18 protein-coding genes and 2 pseudogenes are annotated in these 22,474 nt (G+C 67.4%); 15 read left to right on the top strand and 5 right to left on the bottom strand.

What is annotated here, in order from left to right; all coding sequences use genetic code 11:
- From ACU5AP_RS13515 to ACU5AP_RS13505, 3 genes are all read left to right on the top strand, one after another.
- Window positions 1-1,698: helix-hairpin-helix domain-containing protein (locus tag ACU5AP_RS13515; protein WP_446681364.1), on the top strand; the 1,698-nt coding region annotated here is incomplete at its 5' end.
- A gap of 175 nt (window positions 1,699-1,873) precedes the next feature.
- Window positions 1,874-3,670 carry a hypothetical protein gene (locus tag ACU5AP_RS13510; RefSeq protein ID WP_446681363.1) on the top strand — a complete coding sequence of 599 codons (1,797 nt, stop codon included), beginning with the start codon at window positions 1,874-1,876 and terminating at the stop codon, window positions 3,668-3,670.
- Between the two features lie 187 nt (window positions 3,671-3,857).
- Window positions 3,858-4,934 carry a hypothetical protein gene (locus ACU5AP_RS13505; RefSeq protein ID WP_446681362.1) on the top strand — a complete coding sequence of 359 codons (1,077 nt, stop codon included), beginning with the start codon at window positions 3,858-3,860 and terminating at the stop codon, window positions 4,932-4,934.
- Window positions 4,935-4,939: 5 nt separating this feature from the next.
- Here ACU5AP_RS13505 and ACU5AP_RS13500 read toward each other — a convergent pair whose 3' ends face one another.
- Window positions 4,940-5,245: a response regulator transcription factor gene (locus tag ACU5AP_RS13500; protein ID WP_446681361.1), complete on the bottom strand. Its 306-nt coding sequence runs from the start codon at window positions 5,243-5,245 to the stop codon at window positions 4,940-4,942.
- Window positions 5,246-5,669: 424 nt separating this feature from the next.
- Here ACU5AP_RS13500 and ACU5AP_RS13495 point away from each other — a divergent pair, with 424 nt between their 5' ends.
- From ACU5AP_RS13495 to ACU5AP_RS13480, 4 genes are all read left to right on the top strand, one after another.
- Complete coding sequence (locus ACU5AP_RS13495) at window positions 5,670-6,158, top strand: RNA polymerase sigma factor (RefSeq protein ID WP_440235124.1); 489 nt, start codon at window positions 5,670-5,672, stop codon at window positions 6,156-6,158.
- Between the two features lie 8 nt (window positions 6,159-6,166).
- Window positions 6,167-7,138, top strand: a complete 972-nt coding sequence (locus tag ACU5AP_RS13490) for a FecR family protein (RefSeq protein ID WP_446681360.1) — start codon at window positions 6,167-6,169, stop codon at window positions 7,136-7,138.
- Window positions 7,139-7,231: 93 nt separating this feature from the next.
- Complete coding sequence (locus ACU5AP_RS13485; RefSeq protein WP_446681359.1) at window positions 7,232-10,180, top strand: TonB-dependent receptor; 2,949 nt, start codon at window positions 7,232-7,234, stop codon at window positions 10,178-10,180.
- Complete coding sequence (locus ACU5AP_RS13480; RefSeq protein WP_446681365.1) at window positions 10,180-12,735, top strand: prolyl oligopeptidase family serine peptidase; 2,556 nt, start codon at window positions 10,180-10,182, stop codon at window positions 12,733-12,735. The genes ACU5AP_RS13485 and ACU5AP_RS13480 overlap by 1 nt, the downstream gene beginning before the upstream one ends.
- Here ACU5AP_RS13480 and ACU5AP_RS13475 read toward each other — a convergent pair.
- The 4 genes and pseudogenes from ACU5AP_RS13475 to ACU5AP_RS13460 form a co-directional block, all read right to left on the bottom strand.
- Window positions 12,649-14,277 (bottom strand): annotated as a pseudogene (locus tag ACU5AP_RS13475) (asparagine synthase-related protein); the annotation flags it as partial. The gene ACU5AP_RS13480 and the pseudogene ACU5AP_RS13475 sit on opposite strands and share 87 nt — an antisense overlap.
- Complete coding sequence (locus tag ACU5AP_RS13470) at window positions 14,274-14,912, bottom strand: lasso peptide biosynthesis B2 protein (protein ID WP_446681358.1); 639 nt, start codon at window positions 14,910-14,912, stop codon at window positions 14,274-14,276. The gene ACU5AP_RS13470 and the pseudogene ACU5AP_RS13475, both read right to left, overlap by 4 nt.
- Window positions 14,913-14,961: 49 nt before the next feature.
- Window positions 14,962-15,192 carry a hypothetical protein gene (locus ACU5AP_RS13465; protein WP_446681357.1) on the bottom strand — a complete coding sequence of 77 codons (231 nt, stop codon included), beginning with the start codon at window positions 15,190-15,192 and terminating at the stop codon, window positions 14,962-14,964.
- Between the two features lie 68 nt (window positions 15,193-15,260).
- Window positions 15,261-15,848 (bottom strand): GntR family transcriptional regulator, encoded by a 588-nt coding sequence (locus ACU5AP_RS13460; protein ID WP_446681356.1) that lies wholly within the window; start codon window positions 15,846-15,848, stop codon window positions 15,261-15,263.
- A gap of 284 nt (window positions 15,849-16,132) precedes the next feature.
- On the opposite strand from ACU5AP_RS13460, the gene ACU5AP_RS13455 reads away from it, so the two are divergent.
- The 8 genes and pseudogenes from ACU5AP_RS13455 (at window position 16,133) to ACU5AP_RS13420 (ending at window position 22,452) form a co-directional block, all read left to right on the top strand.
- A complete protein-coding gene (locus ACU5AP_RS13455; protein WP_446681355.1) occupies window positions 16,133-16,615 on the top strand; it encodes a helix-turn-helix domain-containing protein in 483 nt (160 codons plus the stop codon).
- 73 nt (window positions 16,616-16,688) lie between these two features.
- The gene (locus ACU5AP_RS13450) at window positions 16,689-16,997 is read left to right on the top strand and encodes a helix-turn-helix domain-containing protein (RefSeq protein WP_446681354.1); all 309 of its coding nucleotides are present in this window, start codon (window positions 16,689-16,691) and stop codon (window positions 16,995-16,997) included.
- A pseudogene (locus ACU5AP_RS13445) lies at window positions 16,985-17,338 on the top strand (lytic transglycosylase domain-containing protein); the annotation flags it as partial. The gene ACU5AP_RS13450 and the pseudogene ACU5AP_RS13445, both read left to right, overlap by 13 nt.
- A 262-nt stretch (window positions 17,339-17,600) precedes the next feature.
- On the top strand, window positions 17,601-17,903 hold the full coding sequence (locus ACU5AP_RS13440) for a TrbC/VirB2 family protein (RefSeq protein WP_313040026.1): 303 nt from the start codon (window positions 17,601-17,603) through the stop codon (window positions 17,901-17,903).
- A 156-nt stretch (window positions 17,904-18,059) separates the two neighbouring features.
- Complete coding sequence (locus ACU5AP_RS13435; protein ID WP_446681353.1) at window positions 18,060-18,395, top strand: type IV secretion system protein VirB3; 336 nt, start codon at window positions 18,060-18,062, stop codon at window positions 18,393-18,395.
- Complete coding sequence (locus ACU5AP_RS13430; RefSeq protein ID WP_446681352.1) at window positions 18,388-20,763, top strand: VirB4 family type IV secretion/conjugal transfer ATPase; 2,376 nt, start codon at window positions 18,388-18,390, stop codon at window positions 20,761-20,763. Before ACU5AP_RS13435 ends, ACU5AP_RS13430 begins: the two co-directional genes overlap by 8 nt.
- Window positions 20,760-21,482, top strand: a complete 723-nt coding sequence (locus tag ACU5AP_RS13425) for a type IV secretion system protein (protein WP_446681351.1) — start codon at window positions 20,760-20,762, stop codon at window positions 21,480-21,482. The genes ACU5AP_RS13430 and ACU5AP_RS13425 overlap by 4 nt, the downstream gene beginning before the upstream one ends.
- A gap of 49 nt (window positions 21,483-21,531) precedes the next feature.
- Window positions 21,532-22,452: a type IV secretion system protein gene (locus ACU5AP_RS13420; protein ID WP_446681350.1), complete on the top strand. Its 921-nt coding sequence runs from the start codon at window positions 21,532-21,534 to the stop codon at window positions 22,450-22,452.
- The last annotated feature ends 22 nt before the right edge of the window (window positions 22,453-22,474 follow it).

Genomic DNA, 22,474 nt, shown 5'->3' with positions numbered 1-22,474 from the left:
GCCCTGCGCCTGATGAAGGTCGATGTGCTGGCGCTGGGCATGCTGACCTGCATCCGCAAGGCGTTTGACCTGATCCGCGCGCATGAGAAGGAGGATTGGGAACTGCACACCCTCCCGCGCGAGGACCCGGCCGTTTACGACATGCTGTGTCGAGGCCAGTCGATCGGCGTCTTCCAGGTCGAGAGCCGGGCCCAGATCAACATGCTGCCGCGGCTGAGGCCCCGTTGCCTCTATGACCTTGTCATCCAGGTCGCCATCGTCCGCCCCGGCCCGATCCAGGGCGACATGGTTCACCCCTATCTGCGTCGCCGCAACGGTGTGGAGGAGGTCGTCTATTCCTCACCCTCCCCAGATCACGGCCCGCCCGACGAACTGGAACAGGTGCTGCACAAGACCCTCGGCGTACCCCTGTTCCAGGAACAGGCCATGAAGGTCGCCATGGTCGCCGCCCGGTTCTCGCCCGCCGAGGCCAACGGCCTGCGCAAGGCCATGGGCACCTTCCGTGGCGACGGCAGCCTGCATACCTATGAAACCCGGATGGTCGGGCGGATGGTCGAACGCGGTTATGACCCGGCCTTCGCCCAGCGCTGCTTCGAGCAGATCAAGGGCTTCGGCTCCTACGGCTTCCCTGAAAGCCACGCCGCCAGTTTCGCCCGGCTGGTCTATGTCTCTTCCTGGATCAAGCACCGCCACCCGGCGGCCTTCGCCTGCGCCCTGCTGAACAGCCAGCCCATGGGCTTCTATGCGCCCGCCCAGATCGTGCGCGAGGCGCAGGAGGTCGGCGGGGTCGAGGTGCGCCCCGTCGACGTCTCGCACAGCGACTGGGACAACAGTCTGGAGGGGCCTGTGAAGACGCCCGCGCTGCGTCTGGGCCTGCGCCAGATCGACGGCTTCAAGGAGGATTGGGCCAAGGCCCTGTCGACGGCGCGGGCCGATGCGCCCTTCGCCGATATCGAAACCCTGGCTCGTCGCGCCGAACTGCCTGCCGCCGCCATGCGCAAGCTGGCTGACGCCGACGCCTTCCGTTCCCTGGGACAGGATCGGCGCGAGGCCCTGTGGGCGGTGCGCCGCCTGCCCGACGATGATCCCCTGCCTTTGTTCGCCGCCGCCGAGGCGCGGGAGCGCGGCGCCCGTGAACTGGGCGCGGAGCCCGACGCCCATCTGCCCCTGATGCCGCTGGGCGAGCACGTCGCCGCCGACTACCAGACCGCGCGCCTGTCGCTGAAAGCCCACCCCATGGCCATCCTGCGCCCCGTCTTCCTCGCCGAGCGGGTCCTGACCTGCGCCGAAACCGAAGCCAAACGCGGCGGCTCCCTGGTGCAGGTCGCGGGCGTGGTCCTGGTGCGTCAACGACCAGGCAAGGGCAACGCCGTCTTCGTCACCCTGGAGGACGAGACCGGCATCACCAACGTCGTCCTCTGGGCGCGGATGCTGGACCAGTTCCGACGCGAGATCATGGGTGCCCGACTGATGCAGATCGAAGGCCTGGTCGAGAAGAGCCCCGAAGGCGTCGTCCACGTCGTGGCCCGCCGCGTCATCGACCGCAGCGCCGAACTGTCCCGCCTGTCAGAAGACCACGAAACCGACATCCAGCTCGCACGCGCCGATGTCGTCGCTAACCCGCAACCGCCGCGACACCCGTCGCACCGGCATCCGCGGGACGTCCGCATCCTGCCGGGATCGCGGGATTTCCACTGAGCAGGATAGCACGCGGCTCCATCCGAAATATCCCTTTTCGGGCAACGGCTGGAGAGGCGCTTCATGCGGGCCCATGCCCCTGAGTGCTCGTGCAGTGTTATGGACTTTCCGGTTTCATCAAGCTCCGGTAACTCCAGGCCCTCCTCTTGATCGCAGCTTCACCGGACAGCCCGAGATGACGCAGACCTCTTCGTCGTCACGACGTGTCGACACTTATACGGCAGTGGTTTTTGTCCACGGCATGGGTCCACAGGGCCGCCACGAGAATCTTGGTCAGTTACTGGAAGCTCTGGAAGACAGTTGCGATGAGGATGATGGCGCCCTGCGGCGATTCAAAGCGCGAACTGAACCGTCACGTGCCGGCGACGGCGATGATCAGCCTTTCATGCAGTTCGACCGCTTCGAGCCCGTGTTCGACGCTTGGGGGAATACTATGCGGTGGCGCGTCCAGGGGCGCTATAGAGCCTATGAAGCCTACTGGTCACCGGTGACAGCCCGAGGAGCGTCAGCGCGGCGGGTTGCACTTTGGGCGATTGGGCGTCTGACCAAACCCACCGAGATTGCCGGACGGTCCTGGCGGGAGGCGACACGCCTGCGGATTGCTCGCCTCCATCGCCTTCGGGTTGAGAGGAGCCGGCCGTCAGATCCAGACGAAGCGCGCCGTCAGGACTATGTCGACGCCAGTCTGCTTTCGGCGATACAACGTTTTCGGGGCGCGGAAGGTGCGCGTTTCGAGCGACGAAATCCTCGTCGTGCGATGGACGACAAGGCATTTACCGAGTTCGCGACCAAAAAGCTGGGACACCACTGGGGCGAACCAATCGCTGCAACGGTACAGGCCTGGAATGACATTCGTCTGCCTGTGGAGAACCTAGCAGCTGACCTTACTCGACACTTCTATCGTATGGGGCTGCCAGCCCTCCTCCTGATGACCGCATTGTCCGTTCAGGTCATGACCACCGGCGCGCGCGATATTTGGGCTATAGGTGGGCTTGCTCTTCAGTTGATCGCACTCTCTCTTGTGGCCTGCTTCGGCTCAAAGTTCCTTTCGGAGACATTTTCGGACGTTTTCATCTGGAACAACACCGACGATCGCGATCTTGAGTTTCATCGTCGTCAGGAAATTCTGAACAAAACGCGGAACCTGTTCGAGCACATTACCTGTGATCCGGCCTGCAAGCGGGTCGTCATTGTGGCACACAGTCTGGGCACAGCGATTACGCTGGAGACCTTATCAGTGATTGGCCGGCGCAATGAAGCACGTCAGGACCGGAAGACCTACGTCAAACTCAACAAGATAAGTCACCTTTTTACTCTCGGATCGCCAATCGACAAAATTTTCTACTTCTTCCGCACCAGGGAAGGCCAATCCTATCGGGCTGGCCGCCTGGCGGATGACCTCTTCGGAAATCTCTCCCAGGAGCCGTTTTTCTGGAACGGTCGCCAGCGTTTCCGCTGGCTGAACATCTTCGATCGTGTCGATATCGTCAGCGATCCGCTTTTCACTCCCCTCGGCGATCAGACTGACGGTGCTGATATCCGGACGGCGGAAATCGAAAACTACGTTGTCGAGAACACGAAGAGCCTTGATCCCATAAAGAGCCACATCGCCTACCTATCCAATGACGACGTTGTGGCGTCGGTGGGCGCAGCGCTGTTCCACAACCGGACCGAGTCACCAGTATCCTACAGCCGATCATCGCGCGTCAGCGCCACGGCGACGCTCCGTGCGCTCAAACGCATGATTGTCTGGCTGCCTGCTACGCTAATCCTCGCTGCAATCCTGGTGGCGTCAGGAAACTCCGCGATCGGCCTGGTCGTGACATTCGCCCCCTGCGCAGTTCTGGCCGTTGAGGTCCTCATTTCGAAGGTTGTCCGCTTGGCGCCGTACCAGTGGCGCCGCTTCAAATCCCTGGTCAGCCGTGCTATGCTCAAGGTTCGGACGTTGGTGGCTGCTCCTCGAGGCGACTAACTCGCCTCTCTCTCGTCTCTGGCGGAGACCTTGGCAGTCTGAACGAGGACGGAAAGCGTCAGGCGCAAGCCTGACGCTTCTCTTGCACCGCGAGAGATGGACGTGCGGCTGACCGATACTTCACGTTGTCCTCGAACCGCCCTATTGGAGCTTCCCGGAACAGCCCCTCGCGACTTCGAGTATTTCCATGCAGACACCATGGGGCCAGCTTGCCGACCTTGACCTGACTTCGCTCGACCTGTGCGGCGAGATCATCTCGAGCGACAAGCATCAGCTGGCCGAAGGCCTCGTCGTCGAAAGCCTGATCGACCAGATCTATGAGCGCATTCCGCCGCTCAGGCCCTCGGCAACCCTTCTCGACGTGGACACCGCCGTGGTTCGGCACAGGGGCAGATGGCTGGCCTTCGTTCTCGTGCACAGTCGTCAGTCTGGCCTGGGCCGCTACCTCATCGCGCTGGAAAAGGCGTTCCAGGTCCACGTGGTCGAGCCCGCCGCGGACGGAGACCTGGTCCTTCGGCGATGGCGCGAAGGAGGCCTCGTCGGCGAAGCAGCGCCGCTGGAGGAAGCGATGGCGGCCCTTTCAGGACGCCTTCGCCCAGAGCCAGTGACGGTCGCTCACGAAGTGCGCGACATACGACGTCACCGGGCGAGCTTCTGGGGATACCTGACCAGCCGGTACGGACCCGAGCTTGGCGCACGTGTGGTCCTTCCCCGGCTCTTTCTGAACTACGGGATCCAGCCCTGGTTCAGGGCTGTGTGGAATCTTGACCGCGTTCTGGTTGATGACGACCAGGTCTGGTTTCTGGAGATCAAGCACAAATACCCCATGGAGGGGCGCACCCTGGCGTTTGGCCTGAACCGGGGAGAAGCCGACGTCATCGACGTCCTCGCGACGGCGGGGATCCGCTGCCTCCATACGATTCTCGTAAAGCCACGGTGGGACAAGTCAGAGGGGGCCGGCTACCTTCTGGCCGGTCTTGAACAGCGGGAACGGGCCCTGGTCATCGCCGCCGAACTCGATGCAGCAGCGATTGCCCGCATGCGGTCCGGCGGACAGCGCAGTTCAGGCGCCGACACCACCTACGCCGGAAAGGGAAGCCAGAATTATCACTCGATCCCGGCGTCGTCGTTTCACCTGCTCGGGACCTTTTCAATACCTTCGCCTGTCGCCGCGGCGATGAGCGGAATGCTGGAAGGGAAGCCCCCTCCCCTCATAACCGACGACCTTCTGCGCCAGCACCGGATTGACGCGCCCCGACGCTGACGACGTCAGGGCCGCTCAATGATCTCCATCTGAACCGCCATGACGACCGCCTCTATTCTTGTTCGCACGCTGAGCTTCGAACAGGCCTTTTCAAGGTAGGCGTCCACGGTTCTGGACGAGATATCGAGTATCGATCCTATATCCGTCGAACTTTTTCCAAGACTGACCCATGTCAGACATTCAAGCTCGCGGGGACTGAGCCGCGGCAGGGAGAAACCATCTTCCATCAACCCCTCCATTGCTGGATCGGTGACTACACTCAAAGAACGAACATTGATCAACGAAGGAGTCTTGCGGTCCGCCCGCAACATTCTTGCGGCCAGATGCGGCCAAACAGCGCGACTTGAGCATGCGGGCGCACACCCGCTAGGCTGGAGACGTCGGGCGCCGTGGATAGGATCGATGCCTGTGCCGGGGCTCGTCACGCACGAAGGCGTCGCATCGATCTGAAGCAGCGGGCCTCACCCTTTGCGAGGATTCCAACGCCCGACCCCTCCCGGCTTGCAGCCTGATTCCAAATGATTCATGCTTCCCCCGCCGGCCTCATGCGCCGGCAGGGGCGTGGAATCCCCTGTGCGAAGGCTGAACACATCGAGCCGCGACCAGCGCGGCGCACGCCTGGCGAATGCGGGCGGCGGATCTCCGTCGGCGCAGGGATTACTGGCGCGCGCCCGGTGATTCCCCCGCCGCCTCTGGCGGCAGGCGCTCCTTTGCGGGTTCGCTGGAGCGCAGGTTGTGGCCGATACAGGACAGTGCGGAAGGCCTCGGTCGACAGGCCTTGATGAGCTTTACAGGGGTTATGCCGACTGGCTCCGGCGACGTCTGCGCCGTCATGTCGGCGCCGACCAGGCCGCCGATCTGGTTCAGGAAACCTATATCCGGCTGGCGCCCTATGCGCCCGACGACATCCGTCACCCCAAGGCCCTGTTGCTACGCATCGCCACCAATCTGCTGCGGGACGGCAGGCGCAGGGAGGCCGTTCAGTCCGCCTGGCTGGCCGGCGCCGTCCACGCGACCGCCACGCCCGGCGATCAGGCGGAGGCGATGCAGCTGAAGCAGATCCTTCAGTCCATGCCGCCGCTTTACAGGGACGTCTTCGTCCTCAGCCGTTTTAGGGGTATGACTTACGCAGACATCGCCCGGCTTCAGGGCGTCAGCGTGAAAACCGTTGAGTGGCGCATGTCAAAGGCTCTGGATCATTGCCTCAAGCGGCTGGACGACTAGGCGGGACGATGGTCGATTCCGACAGCGACAAACGGCGGCAGGAAGCGTCCGCCTGGTTTTCCCGGCTGAACCAGCGTCGGGTCTCGAGCGAAGACGTCCATGCCTTCGCCGCCTGGCGCCGGATTCCGGCGAACGCCGAAGCCTACGGGAGGGTCGAGCGCCTGTGGGAGAGCGCCGGCGTCCTGGCCTCCGATCCGGACATCGAACGCATGGCCGAGACGGCAGCGCGTCCGAAGCAGACCCGACGTCGCCAGAGGCCCCTGGGGTATCTGGCGGCCGCCGGCGCCGGAGCGGCCCTGATCGTCTGCGCCCTTGTCGGCTGGAACATCCTCCAGCCGCTGACCTATGGCGCCGGGGTCGGCGAGCGCCGGACCATCACCCTCGCCGACGGCTCGACCGTGACCCTGGACACGGCGAGCCGCATTTCGGTCCGGCTTTCCGGCGATCGCCGCAGCATCAGGCTGATCGAAGGCCAGGCGATGTTCGACGTCGCCGCCGATCCGTCGCGTCCCTTCGTCGTGTCCGCCGGCGATGTCGAGGTGCGGGCGCTGGGCACCCGGTTTGACGTCAGGCGGCTGGATGGCGGGGCTCGCGTGATCCTCGCAGAAGGCCGTGTCGCCGTGGCGACGACCGACACGCCGGGCGGCTGGACCCTGAGCCCTGGGCAGCAGGTCGTCACCACACGCCCCAGCCCCCGCGTCGAACCCGTCAATGTCGCCGCCGCGACCAGCTGGACCACCGGACGGCTGATCTTCGATCACACGCCCCTTCGCGAAGCGGTCGAGGAGATGAACCGCTATTCGTCGGTAAAGGTCGAGCTGGCGTCGCCAGGCCTGGCCCCGACGCCGGTCAGCGGCGCCTTCAACGCCGGGGACGTGGAGGGCTTCGCCGCCGCGCTGAGCGACCTCTACCCCGTCACGGCGACCCGGCGGGACGGGCGGCTGCTCATCGCCGACCGTCCCGGCAACGCATCGTCCTGAAAATAAATCCGGCGCCCGTTCAGGGTATGGCCGGCCCCTGCCCGTCTCTTCCTCAGACCGCCGCACTGCGGCTAGAACGAGGGGGAAGATCAGATGCGTATGGGATTGTGCAGTACGGCCGCCGCGGCCCTGATGACGGCGGCTGCGCCGGTCTGGGCCCAGACTGCTGCGGCGGTGCGGGATTTCGACATCCCCGGCGGACCGCTGGGGGCGGGGCTCGCCGCATTCGCCCGCCAGAGCGGCGACCAGATCCTCTATCCGGCCGAACTGGTCGCCGGACGGACCGGGCAGCCGGTTCGCGGTCAGCTGACTTCGCCTGCCGCCCTGGAGCGCCTGCTTGAAGGCTCCGGCCTCGCCTTCCGGCAGAGCCGGCCCGGCGTCTTCGTCCTGCATGACCCCGCCCGGCGCGCAGGTCTGGACGACGAGGCCACCGTGCTGGACGAGATCATCGTCACCGGCACCCTGCTCCGGGGCGCAGCCGACGGCCCCTCTCCCGTGGTGGTGGTCAGCCGGGACGGGATGGACCGGCGCGGTCACGGAACCGTGGCGGACGCCCTGTCGGATCTTTCACAGAATTTCGGCGGATCCGGCAATGAGGCCGCGATCAGCGCCGGTGCGGATCGCGGCGGCGGCAACGCGACCTATGCGTCAGGCGTGAACCTCAGGGGCCTCGGCAGCGACGCAACCCTCGTCCTGATCAACGGCCGTCGTCTGGCGGGCAGCGGAAACAAGGGCGATTTTGCAGACATCTCGACGATTCCGGCCAGCGCCGTCAGCCGGATCGACGTCCTGCTCGACGGCGCCTCCGCCCTTTATGGCGCCGATGCGGTCGGCGGCGTGGTCAACATCATCCTTCGCACGGACTACGACGGGGCGGAGACGCGCCTGCGTGTGGGCGGCACGGCCGACGGCGCGATGCAGGACCGTCAGATCGGCCAGATGTTCGGGCGCCGATGGACGGGCGGAAGTCTTCTGGCCGTCTATGAGTTCAACCAGCGCGACGCCCTGGCGGCCGCCCGGCGGCGGCTGGCTGGCGACGCCGACCTGCGCTGGCGCGGCGGATCGGATCGGCGGGTCTACTTCAGCAACCCCGGCAACATCCTCCGTCGCGATCCGGTTCTGGGCGAGATTCCAGACTACGCCATTCCGCCCGGCCAGGACGGGACGGCGCTTTCGCCCGGCGACTTCCTTCCCGGTCAGGTCAACCTGTCGAACAACCGGGCGGGGGTGAAAATCCTGCCACGCCAGACCCGGCATGCCGGATTTCTCGCCTGGAACCAGGAGATCGGCGACCGGCTGACCCTCAACGCCGACGCCCGTTACGGCCGCCGGACCTGGGACACGGTCGCGCCCGGCGAATCCACCGTCTTCACCGTCACCACGGCCAACCCCCATTTCGTCTCGCCCGTTGGCGCCGGTTCCCACACGATCGCCTATAATTTTCGCGACGATCTGGGCAATCCAGCCTCAGACGGTCTGGCCGAAAGTTTCGGCGCCACCCTGGGCGCGACCGTAACCCTGCCGGGGCGATGGCGCCTGGACGGCTACCTGGCCCATGCTGCGGAGCACGGCGAAGGCCGCACGACGGGTCTGCTGAACTCGACCCTGCTGCGCGAGGCTCTCGGCGCGGTTGCGGACAATCCCGCCACCAGCTTCAGCACGGCGCGCGACGGCTATTTCAATCCTTTTGCGGATGGTTCGAACAGCCCTTCAGCCGTGCTCGATTTCATCGGCTCCGGCTGGGCGCGCTCGGAGTTCGACACCCGCGTCACGACCGTTCATCTGCAGGCCGATGGTCCCCTTTGGACCCTGCCCGCCGGTCCGCTGCGCCTGGCGGCGGGGGCCGGCTTCCGGCAGGAGGACTTCCGCCGCCAGGCTGACAGCTTCACCTCTGGCGCGATCCCCGCCATGGGCGCGCCGGGCAAGGGCGCCCGCAAGGTCACGTCGCTCTTCTCGGAAGCCCGGATTCCCCTGTTCGGCGCGGATTTCACGAGGCCCGGCCTGGAGCGGCTGGAGCTTTCCCTGGCGGCGCGTTTCGAAGACTACGAGGACATCGGCCAGACGCTCAGTCCCAAACTCGGCCTGCTGTGGGAGCCCCGGTCGGACGTTCTGGTCCGGGTCAACTATGGGGAGTCCTTCCGGGCCCCCGCGCTGCGCGAGATCAATGACGCGCCGCGCGCCGGCCCGAGCATCCTGCCGCGGGGCGCGGCCCAGGTCCTGTCCATGATCCTCTACGGCGGCAATCCGGACCTTGAGCCCGAGGAGGCCCGCACCTGGACGCTCGGCGCAGACTGGCGTCCCGCCTTCGCGCCGGGTCTGCGTCTCAGCGCGAACGGCTTCCGCATCGCCTTCGACAACCGGATCGGCCAGCCGGCGTCGGAGAACATCCTGACGGCGCTTTCCGACCCGGCGCTCGCGGCCTTCATCCGTTTCATCGACCCCGTGAACAACGCTGCCGACCGGGCGGACATGCAGGCGATCCTCGACCTGCCGACGACCAGCCTGAGGGACATGTTCCCCGCCACGGCCTATGGGGCGATCGTGGACGCCCGCTACGTCAATACGGCGCGGGTGATCACCCAGGGCGTGGACTTCACGGCCGCCCTTCCCTTCGCTCTTGGCCCCTGGGCCATGGACGCCAGCGTCAACCTGACCTGGCTGGACCGGTTTGACGCCCGCGCCACGCCGACCTCTCCGGTCGTATCCCAGCTGGATCGACCCAACTATCCCGTGAGCCTGCGGGGCCGGGCCCATCTCGACTGGGAGCGGGAGCACTGGTCCGGCGCCGTGGGCCTGAGCCATGTGGCCGACTACCGGGATCTGGCTGGCAGGCCGATCGGCTCCTGGACCACCTTCGACCTCAGCCTCCGATACAGGCCGACGGCCGGACCTCTGGCGGGCACGGCGCTGATGTTCAACGTCGACAATCTGTTTGACCGGGATCCGCCCTTCTACGACTCCCCCGCAGGCGTCGGCTATGACGCGGCCAACGCCGACGTCCGGGGCCGCTACCTGTCGCTGCAGCTGGTCCGGAGCTGGTGATGCGCCCGGCCATGGCAATCCTTGCGGCGGCGCTTAGCGTCGCCCTCCCGGCGGCTGCGCTGGAACAGCGCCCCCTTTCAACGGCTGATCTTCTGTCGATGGAAGCCGTGGGCAGGACCCGCATCAGTCCTGACGGCCAGTGGGTCGTCATCGAGCGACAGGGACGCTGGGACAGCGCCGCCACCTACCGGTACGGCGCCCTGACCTCGCATCTGCTCACCCGGCTGGAGATCAGGCGTCGGAGCGAAGCGTCGCCAGCCCTGGTTCTCCATGATCCCGGCGCCGCCGCCGGCTATCTGTCCGGCCCCTTTTCACCGGACGGGCGCCACATGGTCGTCTACCGGCTGACCGAGGGCGCCTGGCGTCTGGGGATCCTGTCTCTCGACGACCTGCAGGTCCGCTGGCGCGACCTCACGCCGGAATATCCGCGTCTGGGCCAGACCGTCGCCTGGCGATCAGACAGGGAACTGGTGCTGATCGCCCGGGAGGCTGACGATCTGCCGCTTTTCCTGCGCCTGCCGCACGGGGCCCAGGATCAGGTTTCGGCCCTTTGGCGGGCCGCCGCCAGCGGCCATACGACGTCCACGGTTTACGTTCCCAGCGGCTCCGGGCGTGACGAGCGCGAACACGCACGTCCCTCGCGCCTCATCAGGCTTGATGTCGCCACGGGGGAGGAACAGGTTCTCGCGCGCGGCGAGTTCTTTGATCTCGAGATTTCTCCAGACGGGCGCATGGTCGCTGCCCTGAAGAGCGCGGAAGACTACCAGATCGACGTCAGTACGCCTGCGTCCACCGGAGAATGGCTGCGCCGGCGACGTCTCGTCCTCGCCGATCTGGACGCCGGCCGCGCCATCGAACCCCTGCCCGGTCAGGACTTCATCACCCATCTGCTGACCTGGTCTCCCGACGGCCGTCGTCTGATCGCCTATGCCCGCTCCGACGAAAAACGCTTCAGCGAGGGCCGGTTCTGGATCATGGGCGCCGACGGCGAGCCGGAGGCTCTGGACCTGGCGGGCCATACGCCATGGATGGAGGCGACATGGGACGGCATTCCTCTGGTCCATGCCGGCTGGAACGGCGCCTCACCGGTCGTCCAGGTTCGCGCGGCGGACGGCGCCCGCGTCTGGCTGGAGCGCTCCGAAACCGGGCTGCAGCCTCCCGTCGCCGTCGGGGAGTCCGGCGAAAAACTGGTCTGGGCCGGCGACCGTCTGATGGTCCTGAACAGGAACGGGCTGAAGCCGTTTGGCGCCGATGTCCCCCTTGTCCGGGGACGCTTCACCCTGACCGAGAGCGCTTTCGACGGCGGCGACCGGCGCAACCACAACCCCGATCCGGCCTGGCTTGGCCGCCAGCCTCTGGCCAACGGCTCAGGGTGCCTGACCACGGCTGAAAGCCTTCGCGTGACCTGCCTGTCCGGATGGGAGGACGGCGACGCCGTTCTCAGCGCCTCCGCGAGGGATCCGGTGCTGCTGGGGCGGCGGCGTTCAGCGCGCGGTTCAACGGCCCTCACCCTTCATCAAACCCATGCATCGCGGCCCCTGCTGACGGTCAATCCCGCCCTTGAGGCGATCGAATGGGGCGATATCGTCGCGATCGAACATTCCGGACCGGATGGCGTCCGCCTCACCAGCTGGCTGCTGCGACCGCCGCGCCAGGACAGACCCAACCCGCCCCCGGTCGTGATCCTCGCCTATCCGGGGGACATCCACGCCGCGCCGCCCGCCCTGCTTCAGCCCGGCTACGCCCAGCGCCATCTCAATCCCCACGTCCTGGCTGCCGCTGGCTATGCGGTGATCGTGCCGAGCCTGCCCTATGACCGCAGCCGCGGGGATCTCGGCGACATCGGCGCACGGCTGGAGGCCGTTCTCGACGCCGCCGCCGCCAGGGGCCTTGTCGACCCCCAGCGTGCGGCCCTGATCGGGCACAGTTTTGGGGGGCACGGCGTCCTTCTGGCCGCTGCCCAGACGAACCGTTTCCGGGCCGTGATCGCGTCGCACGGCTACGGCGACCTGGCCGGCATAGCCGATCAACGGCTCTACTGGCGCTCGACGACGCGCGACGGCGTCCCGATCATCTCAGTCGCCGGCTGGGCCGAGACGGGTCAGGGAGGCATCGGCCGGCCGCTGGCCCTTGCGCCCAAGGCCTATATCGACCGAAGCCCGCTTTACGCTGCGGCCCGGATCAGGACCCCGACCCTTCTCATCGAAAGCGATCTGGACGGGGCTCGGCTCGGGAGCCTTTTCGGCGCCCTGTATCGTCTCAACCGGGAAGCGGCCCTGCTGACGGGATTCGGGGAAGGCCACACCTTCACCAGTCCTGGCAACATCCGGGAGCTCTACCAGCGCGTTATCGCGTGGCTGGATCGCTACCTGACGCCGACGCCGCTCCAGCCGTGCCAGCCAGGTGCGGGTCCAGGCTTCCAGCGCGGCGGCGATCAGGCGACGATTGCTGGCGGGATGCCGGATCAGGGCGTTCTCATCGAGAGCACGGGCCATCTCGACCGTGTCGATCAGGCGACGGCTGGCGAGTTCGCCTTCGAGCAGGAAGGGTCGTAGCAGGGGCAGGCTGGCATGAACGATCCTGCCGTAATGCTGCGTCAGGTCGCCCTTGCCCCGGCGCTCAATCAGGCGGGCCGGCAGCCTGTGGGCGAAAGCCTGTCGCGCGAGAGCGCGGTCACGTGCGCCCCGGGTCAGGACGTCGACGGGAATCCTCAGGCAGTGCTCGACCACGGGCTGCGCCAGCAGCGGCTGCAGAAGTTCGGCCTGCCTCGCCCTCAGGGCGTCGCCCCAGAACAGCTGGACATTGGCCAGGGCCCGCAACTGGCCGGCCTTTGCCGGCGGCAGACCTTCTGCGTCTGACCAGTGATGGCCGCCTTCGGGTCGGCTCTGCGGCGTCACGCGAAAGGCGCGGCATGCCAGAGCCCAGGCCGGCGTCCCGGTCCAGTGCGCCATGCGGGTCAGCCAGGCCGGCGAGAGGGCGCGTGGTCCGAGGCGCCGGAAGCGATCGACAATCATGTCCGGATCAGCGGCGTAGTGGAAAACGGCGTCGCCGCCCTGTCCGCTGAGGATGCCGGTTGCGCCCGCCGCCTCAGCGCGGCGCGCCATGTCCGCATCATAGGCCATGTCCAGACCGTTCAGGCCGGGGCGCAGGGCCTGACCCGGACCCATCAGCTGTCTGATGGTGACGGCGGCGGCGGCCTTGGCCGCATACTCCAGGGTAACGCCGAGCGTTTCAGCCGATTCCGCGGCCCACAGGCGCTCATCGCCTTCAGGCCGGGCTCCGTAATAGTTGATGAAGACGGCGTCTTTCGCCCGGCCGGCGGCGACGAGTCCGGCGGCGACCACGGAGGAATCGAGCCCGCCCGACAGTTCTGCAACGATATGGCGATGGCCCGAGACCAGGGCCGCCGTCGTCTGGTCAACGACCGCTTCCAGGGCTGCGGGGTTATCATCCCAGTCGCGCTGGCGGCGACAGAAGGCCGCCGGGCTCCAGATCTCATGGGCGACCGAAGGCGCGCCTGTGATGACGAGTTCGCCCGGCCTGACCGGAGACAGGCCACGCACCGCCAGACGGTCGGCGATGACGGCGACATTTTCGAGACAGTCCGCCAGGGTCGTCCAGTCGATGCCGACATGATCAGGCCACAGCGGATCAAGTTCCGGCGGCGGCTCCGCCGTGGCGACCGTGACCCCGTCCGCCCTCCACCAGACGCAGTCCAGGGCGCCGGAGGGATCCCGCAGCAGGGCGAGCGCATCCGTGGCGTCATCAATCCATGCGAGGACATATCGGCCCCAGCCGCTGTCTACGGCGCGTCGGGCGATTTCGATGGCGGAGCGGCTTTCGCCGATCAGCGACGCCAGGGAGCGGGCGCCGCCGCGCCAGTCGCCGATCAGGACATGTCGCCGGTGGACCTGTACTGCTTTCAGGCGCGAGCGCGGACCCAGCCACACCTGAAGACCGTTGATGTCGAGGGCCCGGCGCCAGCCTCCATCCCGCAGAGCAAGGAAGCATGCGTCAACCGCATCAGCGCCGTCCTCAGACGTCGTTCGCCGATCGACCAACACATAGCCGTGGGCATGGGGCGACAGCGGCGTCATCGGCACAGGATCGGGGTAAAGGCCTGGAGACGCTCGAAATCGTCATTGAGGCAGACATCATCGCACTGCACCCAGCAGTGGGCGGAGAAGGGCCACAGGCGGACGCCGAACACCCAGTCGGCCCGCAGTCCGTGCCGGCGCAGCCAGGCGATCAGCAGCGCCGAGCGCTGAAGGCACTCGCCTTCGAACGGGGCCCAGACCACCAGATCATGGAACCGGCGCGCCTCTGACTGCAGACGTTCGGGATCTCCTGACAGCGACGCGCCGTCTGCCGCGAGATCCAGATAGCGCTCCAGACCCGGGCCCCGCCGAACCTTCCGCAGGTCCCCCAGGGCGCCGGCCAGCAGCCAGAGGTCCGAAAGCCGCATCGGCCCCGCGCGGACGTCATGAATGATCGATCGTCGCGGATGTAGGGGCAGGGCCCGTCGCGCCTCGGTCGGACCTTCATCGACCAGACCCGCGGCCTGCAGCTTCTGCGCCATCGGCCCGGGCCGGAGTTTCAGATCCGGCGCCGCGCCGGCAATGGCCGATGCGCCTCCTGGCACGCACAGATAGGAATCCTGCGCGACATCCAGAAGGACGACATCTTCCTCAATTACAGCGGCATAAACGCCGGTTTTAAGGTGCATTTCCATGGTTCGGGCAGGAAGAAACGGGGCGCTGCAGGAACAGCGCCCTGTCCTCTCAGTCCTGACGAACGCCCGGCGGCGTCCACTCATAGATGGGGTTGAGTTCGACCTCATCCCCGACCGTAGCCGCCCGCGTGACCGCGCTGGCGGCTCCGAGCGGCATGACATCCCGGGCAGCCCCGGGCTGGCAGTAGAAATAGACAGGAGTCAGCTCCATGGTCTCTCCATGGTCGCAGGCCCGCGTTTCCTGGCGGGCGGACCCCAGCGGAATGAGTGTCGGCGTCATCACATGCTCCTTTCCATACAGGCGAAATGCCTGTGGCGAGGACGCACCAGTGAGAATCTATATTCAAACTATATTTGAGATATATTTGGCGATGGCGACCTGAGAGCGGCCGCGATCTGACCGGCCTTTGCGGCCCGCTCGTCATGAAAGTCCGCCACGAACAGACGGACCGGACCAGGCTGCCTGGCGAAGAACGCCCCCTCCGCCCTGGTGAGGCCGGAGGGGTCGGGCCGGCAGATTTCCTGCTCCGCCCGCCAGAAGAGACGCAGCCGCGCCGCCGCCCGGCCCTGGGCCTCAGCCATGGCCGCATCGCCGCAACCCATCATGATGCAGCGAAACAGCCAGGCCGTCCTTTCCTGCACATTCAAGACGTCGGGAACCGGCTCCAGTCGCCCTGGCGATCCCGCTGTTTCAAGGCTCCAGAGCAGATAGCGGCAGTGAAGCTCATACAGCTGTGCCACTTCCGCCGCCGACGGATCCGGCACGAAATAGCCGCGCCCCATCCGACGTTCGACCAGTCCATGTCCCGCCAGCCAGGCCAAGGCTTCACGGACCGGCGTGGCGCTCAGGCGGGAGGCGCGGGCGATATCCTGAACCACCAGGGGATCGCCTGCGCGCACCGGCTCGGACAGACAGACCTTCCAGGTCGCCGCCATCGCTTCGCCAAAGGAATCCCGCGTTCTCATATCCTCCCGGCGCCTGTCCGCGCCCCCGTCTTTTCAGAGCGTTTCAGAAAAACCTGCCTGATTATCGACGCCTTTCAGGTTTCCTTCTCTCGCCTTCATCGCAACTCCACGCCGGTTGCGGAAACGCCGCAATAAAGATGCAGCTTCTTTCTTATCAGCTTTTATTTGTGCTCCGACTGATCCATTTTTCAACCGGCAAGCGAGGGACGCAGGGCGCAACGTCGCCGGCGCGACCCCGGAAAGGGGGACCGATCATGGATCCGAAGGAGCGCCAGTCCCAGAGCGAGACCCTGTCGGCCGGCCTGCGCCTGATCCGCGCCCATCGCCGGATGAAGGCGGGCGATGTGGCCGAGCGGATGAACATGGCGCAGAGATCCTATGAGCATTTCGAGGCAGGCGCCGGACGGGTGAACCTGGAGCGCATCCACCGCTTCGCCGAGGCCACGGACAGCGATCCCTACGCCATTGTGGCCAGTCTGAGCCTCGGCTCGCCCGAGTTCGCCCTGCGCTGCGCCGACAACAAGCTGATGACGGTCGTGATGGTGGCGCTGCAGGACTTCAACCAGGATCACGGCGAGGTCGCCGCAGCCCTTGACGTGCGGACGCTGATCAACGCCTTCAACCGCGTATTCAGGGATCTGGGCGAGCTCGCGGTCCAGCGCGACCGGGACGCCCGCGCCTGGCTGGCGTCGGGGGTCGATAGACTGGTGAAGCCCGACCAGCCGGACGAAAGCTGAAGGTCCCACCGGAGGTCTACGGACGCAGGCTTGCGGGATGGCCGCAATCGTCCGGTGAGGATTTGCTGGAGCCATGTCTGGTTCCTGCCCTCACTCCGCCCCCGCCGAGGCCCTGGACGCCCTGTCGCTTCGCCAGTGGGAATGCCTGCAGCTGGCGGCGACAGGCCTGTCCTCGGCGGGCATAGCAGCCCGTCTGGGGGTGTCGTCTCGCACCGTCGATGAACACCTCTCACGCGCCTGCCGCGCCCTTGATGTCCGCACCCGGGTGCAGGCCGCCGCCTTGCTGGCCCGTTGCGACGCGCTTGAAACCGGCCCCGACGTGCTGCGGTCCCGCACGAAGCCGCCATCGTATCCTGAAGGTCAGGCGTCATGCTCGATCTGATCGCCGTCCTGACGCTGGCGCAGGCCTGTGCGCCAGGCGTGGCGCCGGAGACGATGGCCGCCGTCGCCTTCGTTGAAAGCCGGTTCGATCCTCTGGCGATCGGGGTGAACCGCGGCGCAGGCCTGAACCGTCAGCCGCGTGACCGCGCCGAAGCCGTTCGCACGGCGCGCGCGCTTCTGGCCCGCGGCGGAAACCTCGACCTCGGCCTCGCCCAGATCAACAGCCGCAACCTGGGCTGGCTGGGCCTGACCGTGGAGGACGCCTTCGAGCCGTGCCGGAACCTCGCCGCCGCCGCCGTGGTGCTGAAAGCCGGCTACCGCCCCGCTGGCGAAACCCCGGCTGAGCGTCAGGCCGCCCTGCGAACGGCCCTGTCGCGCTACAACACCGGGGACGCGCGCCGCGGCCTGCGCAACGGCTATGTGGCCAGGGTCGAGGCGGCCGCCGTGCGCCTCTCGCTGACATCGGCCGGATCCCCGTCCCGGACGCAGGCCCTCTCGCCCCCATTCGTCACGGGCGCGGCCCCAGGGGCGCAGGATGTCTTCGACCGCGCCCGGATCAGCCCCCTCCTCGCCTTTTCGTCTCACCCTGCCGGAGCGTCCTGCCATGTCTCATCGTGCGTCCTTCCGCCGCCGTCACGCGGCGGCGGCCACCCTCGCCTGCGCCGTCAGCCTGGCGGCGGCCGGCCCCGCCTTCGCCGCCGCCAATGTGGAGGGACTGCTGCAGAACGTGGTGGACCTTCTGACCGGCAACACCGCCCGGCTGCTGGCGGTCCTGGCCGTGGTCATTGTCGGCGTGCTGTGGATGTTCGGCCTGTTCGACCTGCGCCGGGCGGCCATTGTGGTTCTGGGCATAGTGGTGGTCTTCGGCGCCGCGGAGATCGTCAGCCTGATCACCGGAGGCGGTTGATGGCCGCCGTCCCCGTCGGTGCGACCGGACTTCTCGCCGCGGCCCTGCTCCTCATGGCTGGCATTCGTCTCCTGTCTCCCGGCCGCCTGGCGCGGGCGGCCGGCGGCCTCGCCCTCGGCGCCCTGGCGGGCGCCAGCCTTCTGGCGGGAGGCGGTCATGTCTGAAGAGCGTCTGATGCAGGACGCCCTGTTCCTGGCCTGCACCCGTCCGGCCATGGTGATGGGCGTCCCGATGGAGGCCATGGGCGTCAACATCATCCTGTCCGGGATCGTCTTCCTCATCGGCGGCAGCCTTGTCTACCTGCTCGTCGCTCCGGCCCTTCATCTGGTGTTTCGCGCCATCTGCCGGGTCGACCACAACGCCTTCCGGCTTCTGTTCGTCTGGCTGGACACGCGCGGCCGCTCAAGGAACGGCGCGGTGTGGGGCGGGGCGTCGCCTACGCCCCTGCCGCTGGTGCGCCGCCTGACGGTCCGGGAACTGCGTCATGGCTGAGGGCGGCGTCCCGTTCCGACGGCTGAAACAGGAGCCTGGCGTTCGGGCCGCCCTGCCCTACGCCCGTCACGTCACCGAGGACGTCATCGCCCTGGACAGCGGAGCGCTGATGCTCTCGCTCAGGCTCGACGGGGTCGGTTTCGAGACGGCCGATGTCCGGGACATCAACGACTGGCATGTCCGCCTCAACCAGACCTGGCGCAATCTCGCCGACGAGCGGCTCGCCGTCTGGCACCACCTGGTGCGAAGGAATGTCCGGCTCGAGCCTTCGACGGGCCACGTCTCGGACTTCGCGAGGGAACTGTCAGCGGCCTGGGACGCCCGAGCCGGCCAGCGCCGGCTGTTCGTCAACGAACTCTTCCTCACCCTGGTCCTGCATCCGGGACGGGAAGCCGGCGACCGTGCTGGCGCCCTGGTGCGCCGTGTACGGGCCGCCCGGCGCGGCGGGGCGGAGGTCGATGCGGCCCGACTGCGGCATCTGGAAGAGGCCGCCCGCGACCTGATGCAGTTCCTTGAGCGCTACGGTCCGCGCAGGCTTGCGCTCTATGAAAAGGACGGCCTGTGGTTTTCCGGACCGCTCGAACTGATCCGGCTGGTGCTGACCGGCCGGGCGGAGCGCGTGCCCCTGACCTGCGGCCATCTGGGCGAGGCCGCCTATGCGTCCCGGGTGATCTTCGGTCGCGAGGTCCTAGAACTCCGGGACGTCGCCGACACCCGGTTCGCCGGCATGCTGGCGATCAAGGAATACCCCTCCTCCACCCGGCCCGGTCTCTGGGACGGTCTGCTCGGCGCCCGCTTCCCCCTGGTCGCGACCCAGTCCTTCGCCTTCCTTTCCACCCCCGCTGCGCGGGCGGTGATGGAGCGCAAACAGAACCAGATGATCTCGTCGCGCGACCGCGCGGCGTCCCAGATCGACGGGCTGGACGAGGCGCTGGACGATCTGATCAGCAACCGCTTCGTCATGGGCGAACACCACGCCTCGGTGCTCGTCCATGGAGACGACCCCGCCGCCCTGGCGGAAAACCTGTCGCAGGCGCGCGGGATCCTGGCCGATTCCGGCCTGGTGGCCGCACGTGAGGACCTCGGACTGGAGGCGGCCTTCTGGGCGCAGTTTCCCGGAAACTTCTCGAAACGCACCCGCCCCGCCGCCATCACCTCGCGCAATTTCGCGGCGCTGGCGCCTTTTCACAACCACCCCGGCGGTCGCCCGTCCGGCAACCACTGGGGCGAGGCCCTGGCGGTGCTGCGCACGACGGCGGCCTCGCCTTTCCACCTGAGCCTGCATGTGGGCGATCTCGGCCACACCTTCATCTGCGGCCCGTCCGGCTCGGGCAAGACGGTGGTGCAGAACTTCCTTCTGGCCCAGATGGAGCGCTTCGGCGCCCAGCAGATCTTCATCGACAGGGACCGGGGCGCGGAGATCTTCGTCCGGGCGAGCGGCGGCGACTATCTGGCGCTGAGGTCCGGCGAACCGACCGGCTTTGCGCCCTTCCGGGCCCTGCCGCCGTCGCCGGGCAACCGCGCCTTCCTCGTCCGGCTGGTCCGCGCCCTGGTCGAGCGTCCGGACGCACCCCTGGGCGCCCTGGACATCCGGGCCATCGAGCATGGGGTGCGGGCGCTGGAGGCCCTTCCGCGCGACCAGCGCTCCATCGGCGCCCTGAGGAGCCTGCTGGGTCAGGCCGATGCCGGCGGGATCGGCGCGCGTCTGGAGCGCTGGGCCCATGGCGCGCCCCTGGGTTGGGTGCTGGACAACGCCGGGGACGCCCTCTCGCTGGAGGCGCGTCTCGTGGGCTTCGACATCACCACCATTCTTGACGATCCGGAGGTGCGGGCCCCGGTCATGCTCTATCTGCTGCACCGGATCGGCGAGCGCGCGGACGGGCGGCGGCTCGTCCTGGACATCGATGAGTTCTGGAAGGCGCTGGGCGACCCCGCCTTCACCGGCCTCGCCCGGGACGGCCTGAAGACCTGGCGCAAGCAGAACGCGGTGATGATCTTCGGCACCCAGTCGCCCTCCGACGCCCTGGCCTCTCCGATCGCGCCCGCCATCCTCGAGCAGTGCGCCACCAAGATCTTCCTGCCCAACCCCCACGGCCAGGCCCGCGACTACATCGACGGCTTCGGCCTCACGCAGAAGGAGTTCCGCCTGATCCGGGAGGAGCTGGCGCCGGAATCGCGTCGCTTCCTCATCCGCCAGGGCCACGCCAGCGTGGTGGTCGAACTCGATCTCGGCGGCCTTGATGACGCGCTCGCCGTCCTGTCCGGGCGCGCCCGGACCGTCGCCCTTCTGGATCGGCTCCGGGCCGAACACGGCGACGCCTGGCCGCAGTGGCGGGACGCCTTCCATCATCAGAGGAGACGCCTGTGAACCGCCACCGCATCGCGGCCCTGGCCGCCGCACTGACGACCTTCGCCAGTGCGTCCGAGGCCCAGCATATCGTCCATGATCCCACCGCCTACGCCCAGCTGGTCCGCGAGGCGCGCACCGCCCTGGACCAGCTTGAACAGCTTCGCGAACAGGTCCGGCAGGGTCAGGCCCTGTTCGATAGTCTGAACGACCTTTCGGACGTGAACAGGGTCGCGCAGGAGCTCGGCCTGCCCGAAGTGCGCAGTCCGCTTCCAGAGCTCCGGGACATCCGCGCCGCAGCCGAGGGCGACCTCTCCGCGCTCGGCGGCCTTGCGGGACGCGCCGACGCCATCCGCGCCGAAACACGCCTTCATTCGCCGCCGGCGGACGGGATCCCGGACGTCGGGCGATATTACTACGAGGCGCTGGACCGCGCCGGCGCCCGGACCGCGCGTGATCTGGCGATGGGCGAGGCGATCAGCGAAGCCGCCGACCGCCGCGTCGCCGGACTTGAAACGCTTCGTCAGGCGCTCGACACGGCCCCCAGCGCCCGGGCGGTGTGGGATCTGGAGGCCCGGATCTCGGCCGAACAGGCCCTGATCCAGAATGAACAGGTCCGGCTGCAGGGTCTGGCCCTGACCCGTGAGGCGGAAGCCCGGCTTGAAGAGCAGCGCCTGCGCGAGCGGGCTGCCGCTGCGCGGGACGCCCGTCTGGCGGCCTGGGCCGGGGTGATCCGGTGACCCGCATTCCGTCAGGCCGGCCGCCGCAGCCATCCATGGAGCCTGGACCATGAGCCTTCGCGTCTTCGAGCCGAGCTATGTGTTCATTGATGAGCGCCTGACCGTCTTCCTTGGCGAGCGACTGTCGTCGGTGATCGCGGTCGTGGACGGTCCGCTGCGCGTGGCCCTGGTCCTTTATGTGCTGCTCTATGGCTACGCCATTCTCAGAGGCGCGATCAGCGAGCCCGTGATGGATTTGGCGATCCGCTCGATCAAGCTGGCCCTGCTTTACGCCCTGGCGACCACGGCGGCCTATTCCACCTTCGTCACCCAGCCGCTCTTCGTCGATCTGCCCAACGCCCTGACCCAGGCGATCAGCGGGGCGGATGCGCCCAGTGTCGGGGCCGCCTTCGACCAGTTCCTCGCCTATACAGGCTACCTGGGCGACACCATCGCCCGCGAGGGCTCGGTGTTCGATCCCGGCCCCTGGGTCGTGGCCGTCGTCGTCCTGGTCGTCGGCGCCCTGGCCTGCGCCCTGGGGTTCGGCATCGTCATGGTGGCCAAGACGGCGCTGGCGCTGCTGGTGGCGCTCGGCCCGATCTTCATCGCCTGCGCCCTGTTCGACGCCACCCGGCGCTACTTCTTCGGCTGGCTGAGCCAGGCGGTGAACTATCTGGTACTGTTCGCCCTGCTCATCACCCTGTTCCAGCTGGTGCTCGCCCTGGTCAGGGATCAGTGGAGCGCCATCGAGAACGCCGACCCCATCATCGGCGGGCTGATCTTCATCGCCCTGTGTCTGCTGGGGGCGATCTTCTTCCTCCAGACCCCGGCCATAGCCGCAGGGGTGGCGGGCGGTGCAAGCGCCGGCCTCGCCGACTTCGCCAACGCGGTATCCCGCGGCCCGGGACGACCCGGCCCGGCCTCAGGTCCGTCCGAGGCCGGTCGCGCTGCGCCGCGCGGCGGCGGCTCCATCCGACCCCAGTCACGCTGACCTCAGGGACATCAACCATGCG

The organism is Brevundimonas sp. RM1 (genome assembly GCF_052907225.1).
The sequence above is the reverse complement of the archived record's forward strand: the minus strand, read 5'-3'. Positions and strand labels throughout refer to the sequence as shown.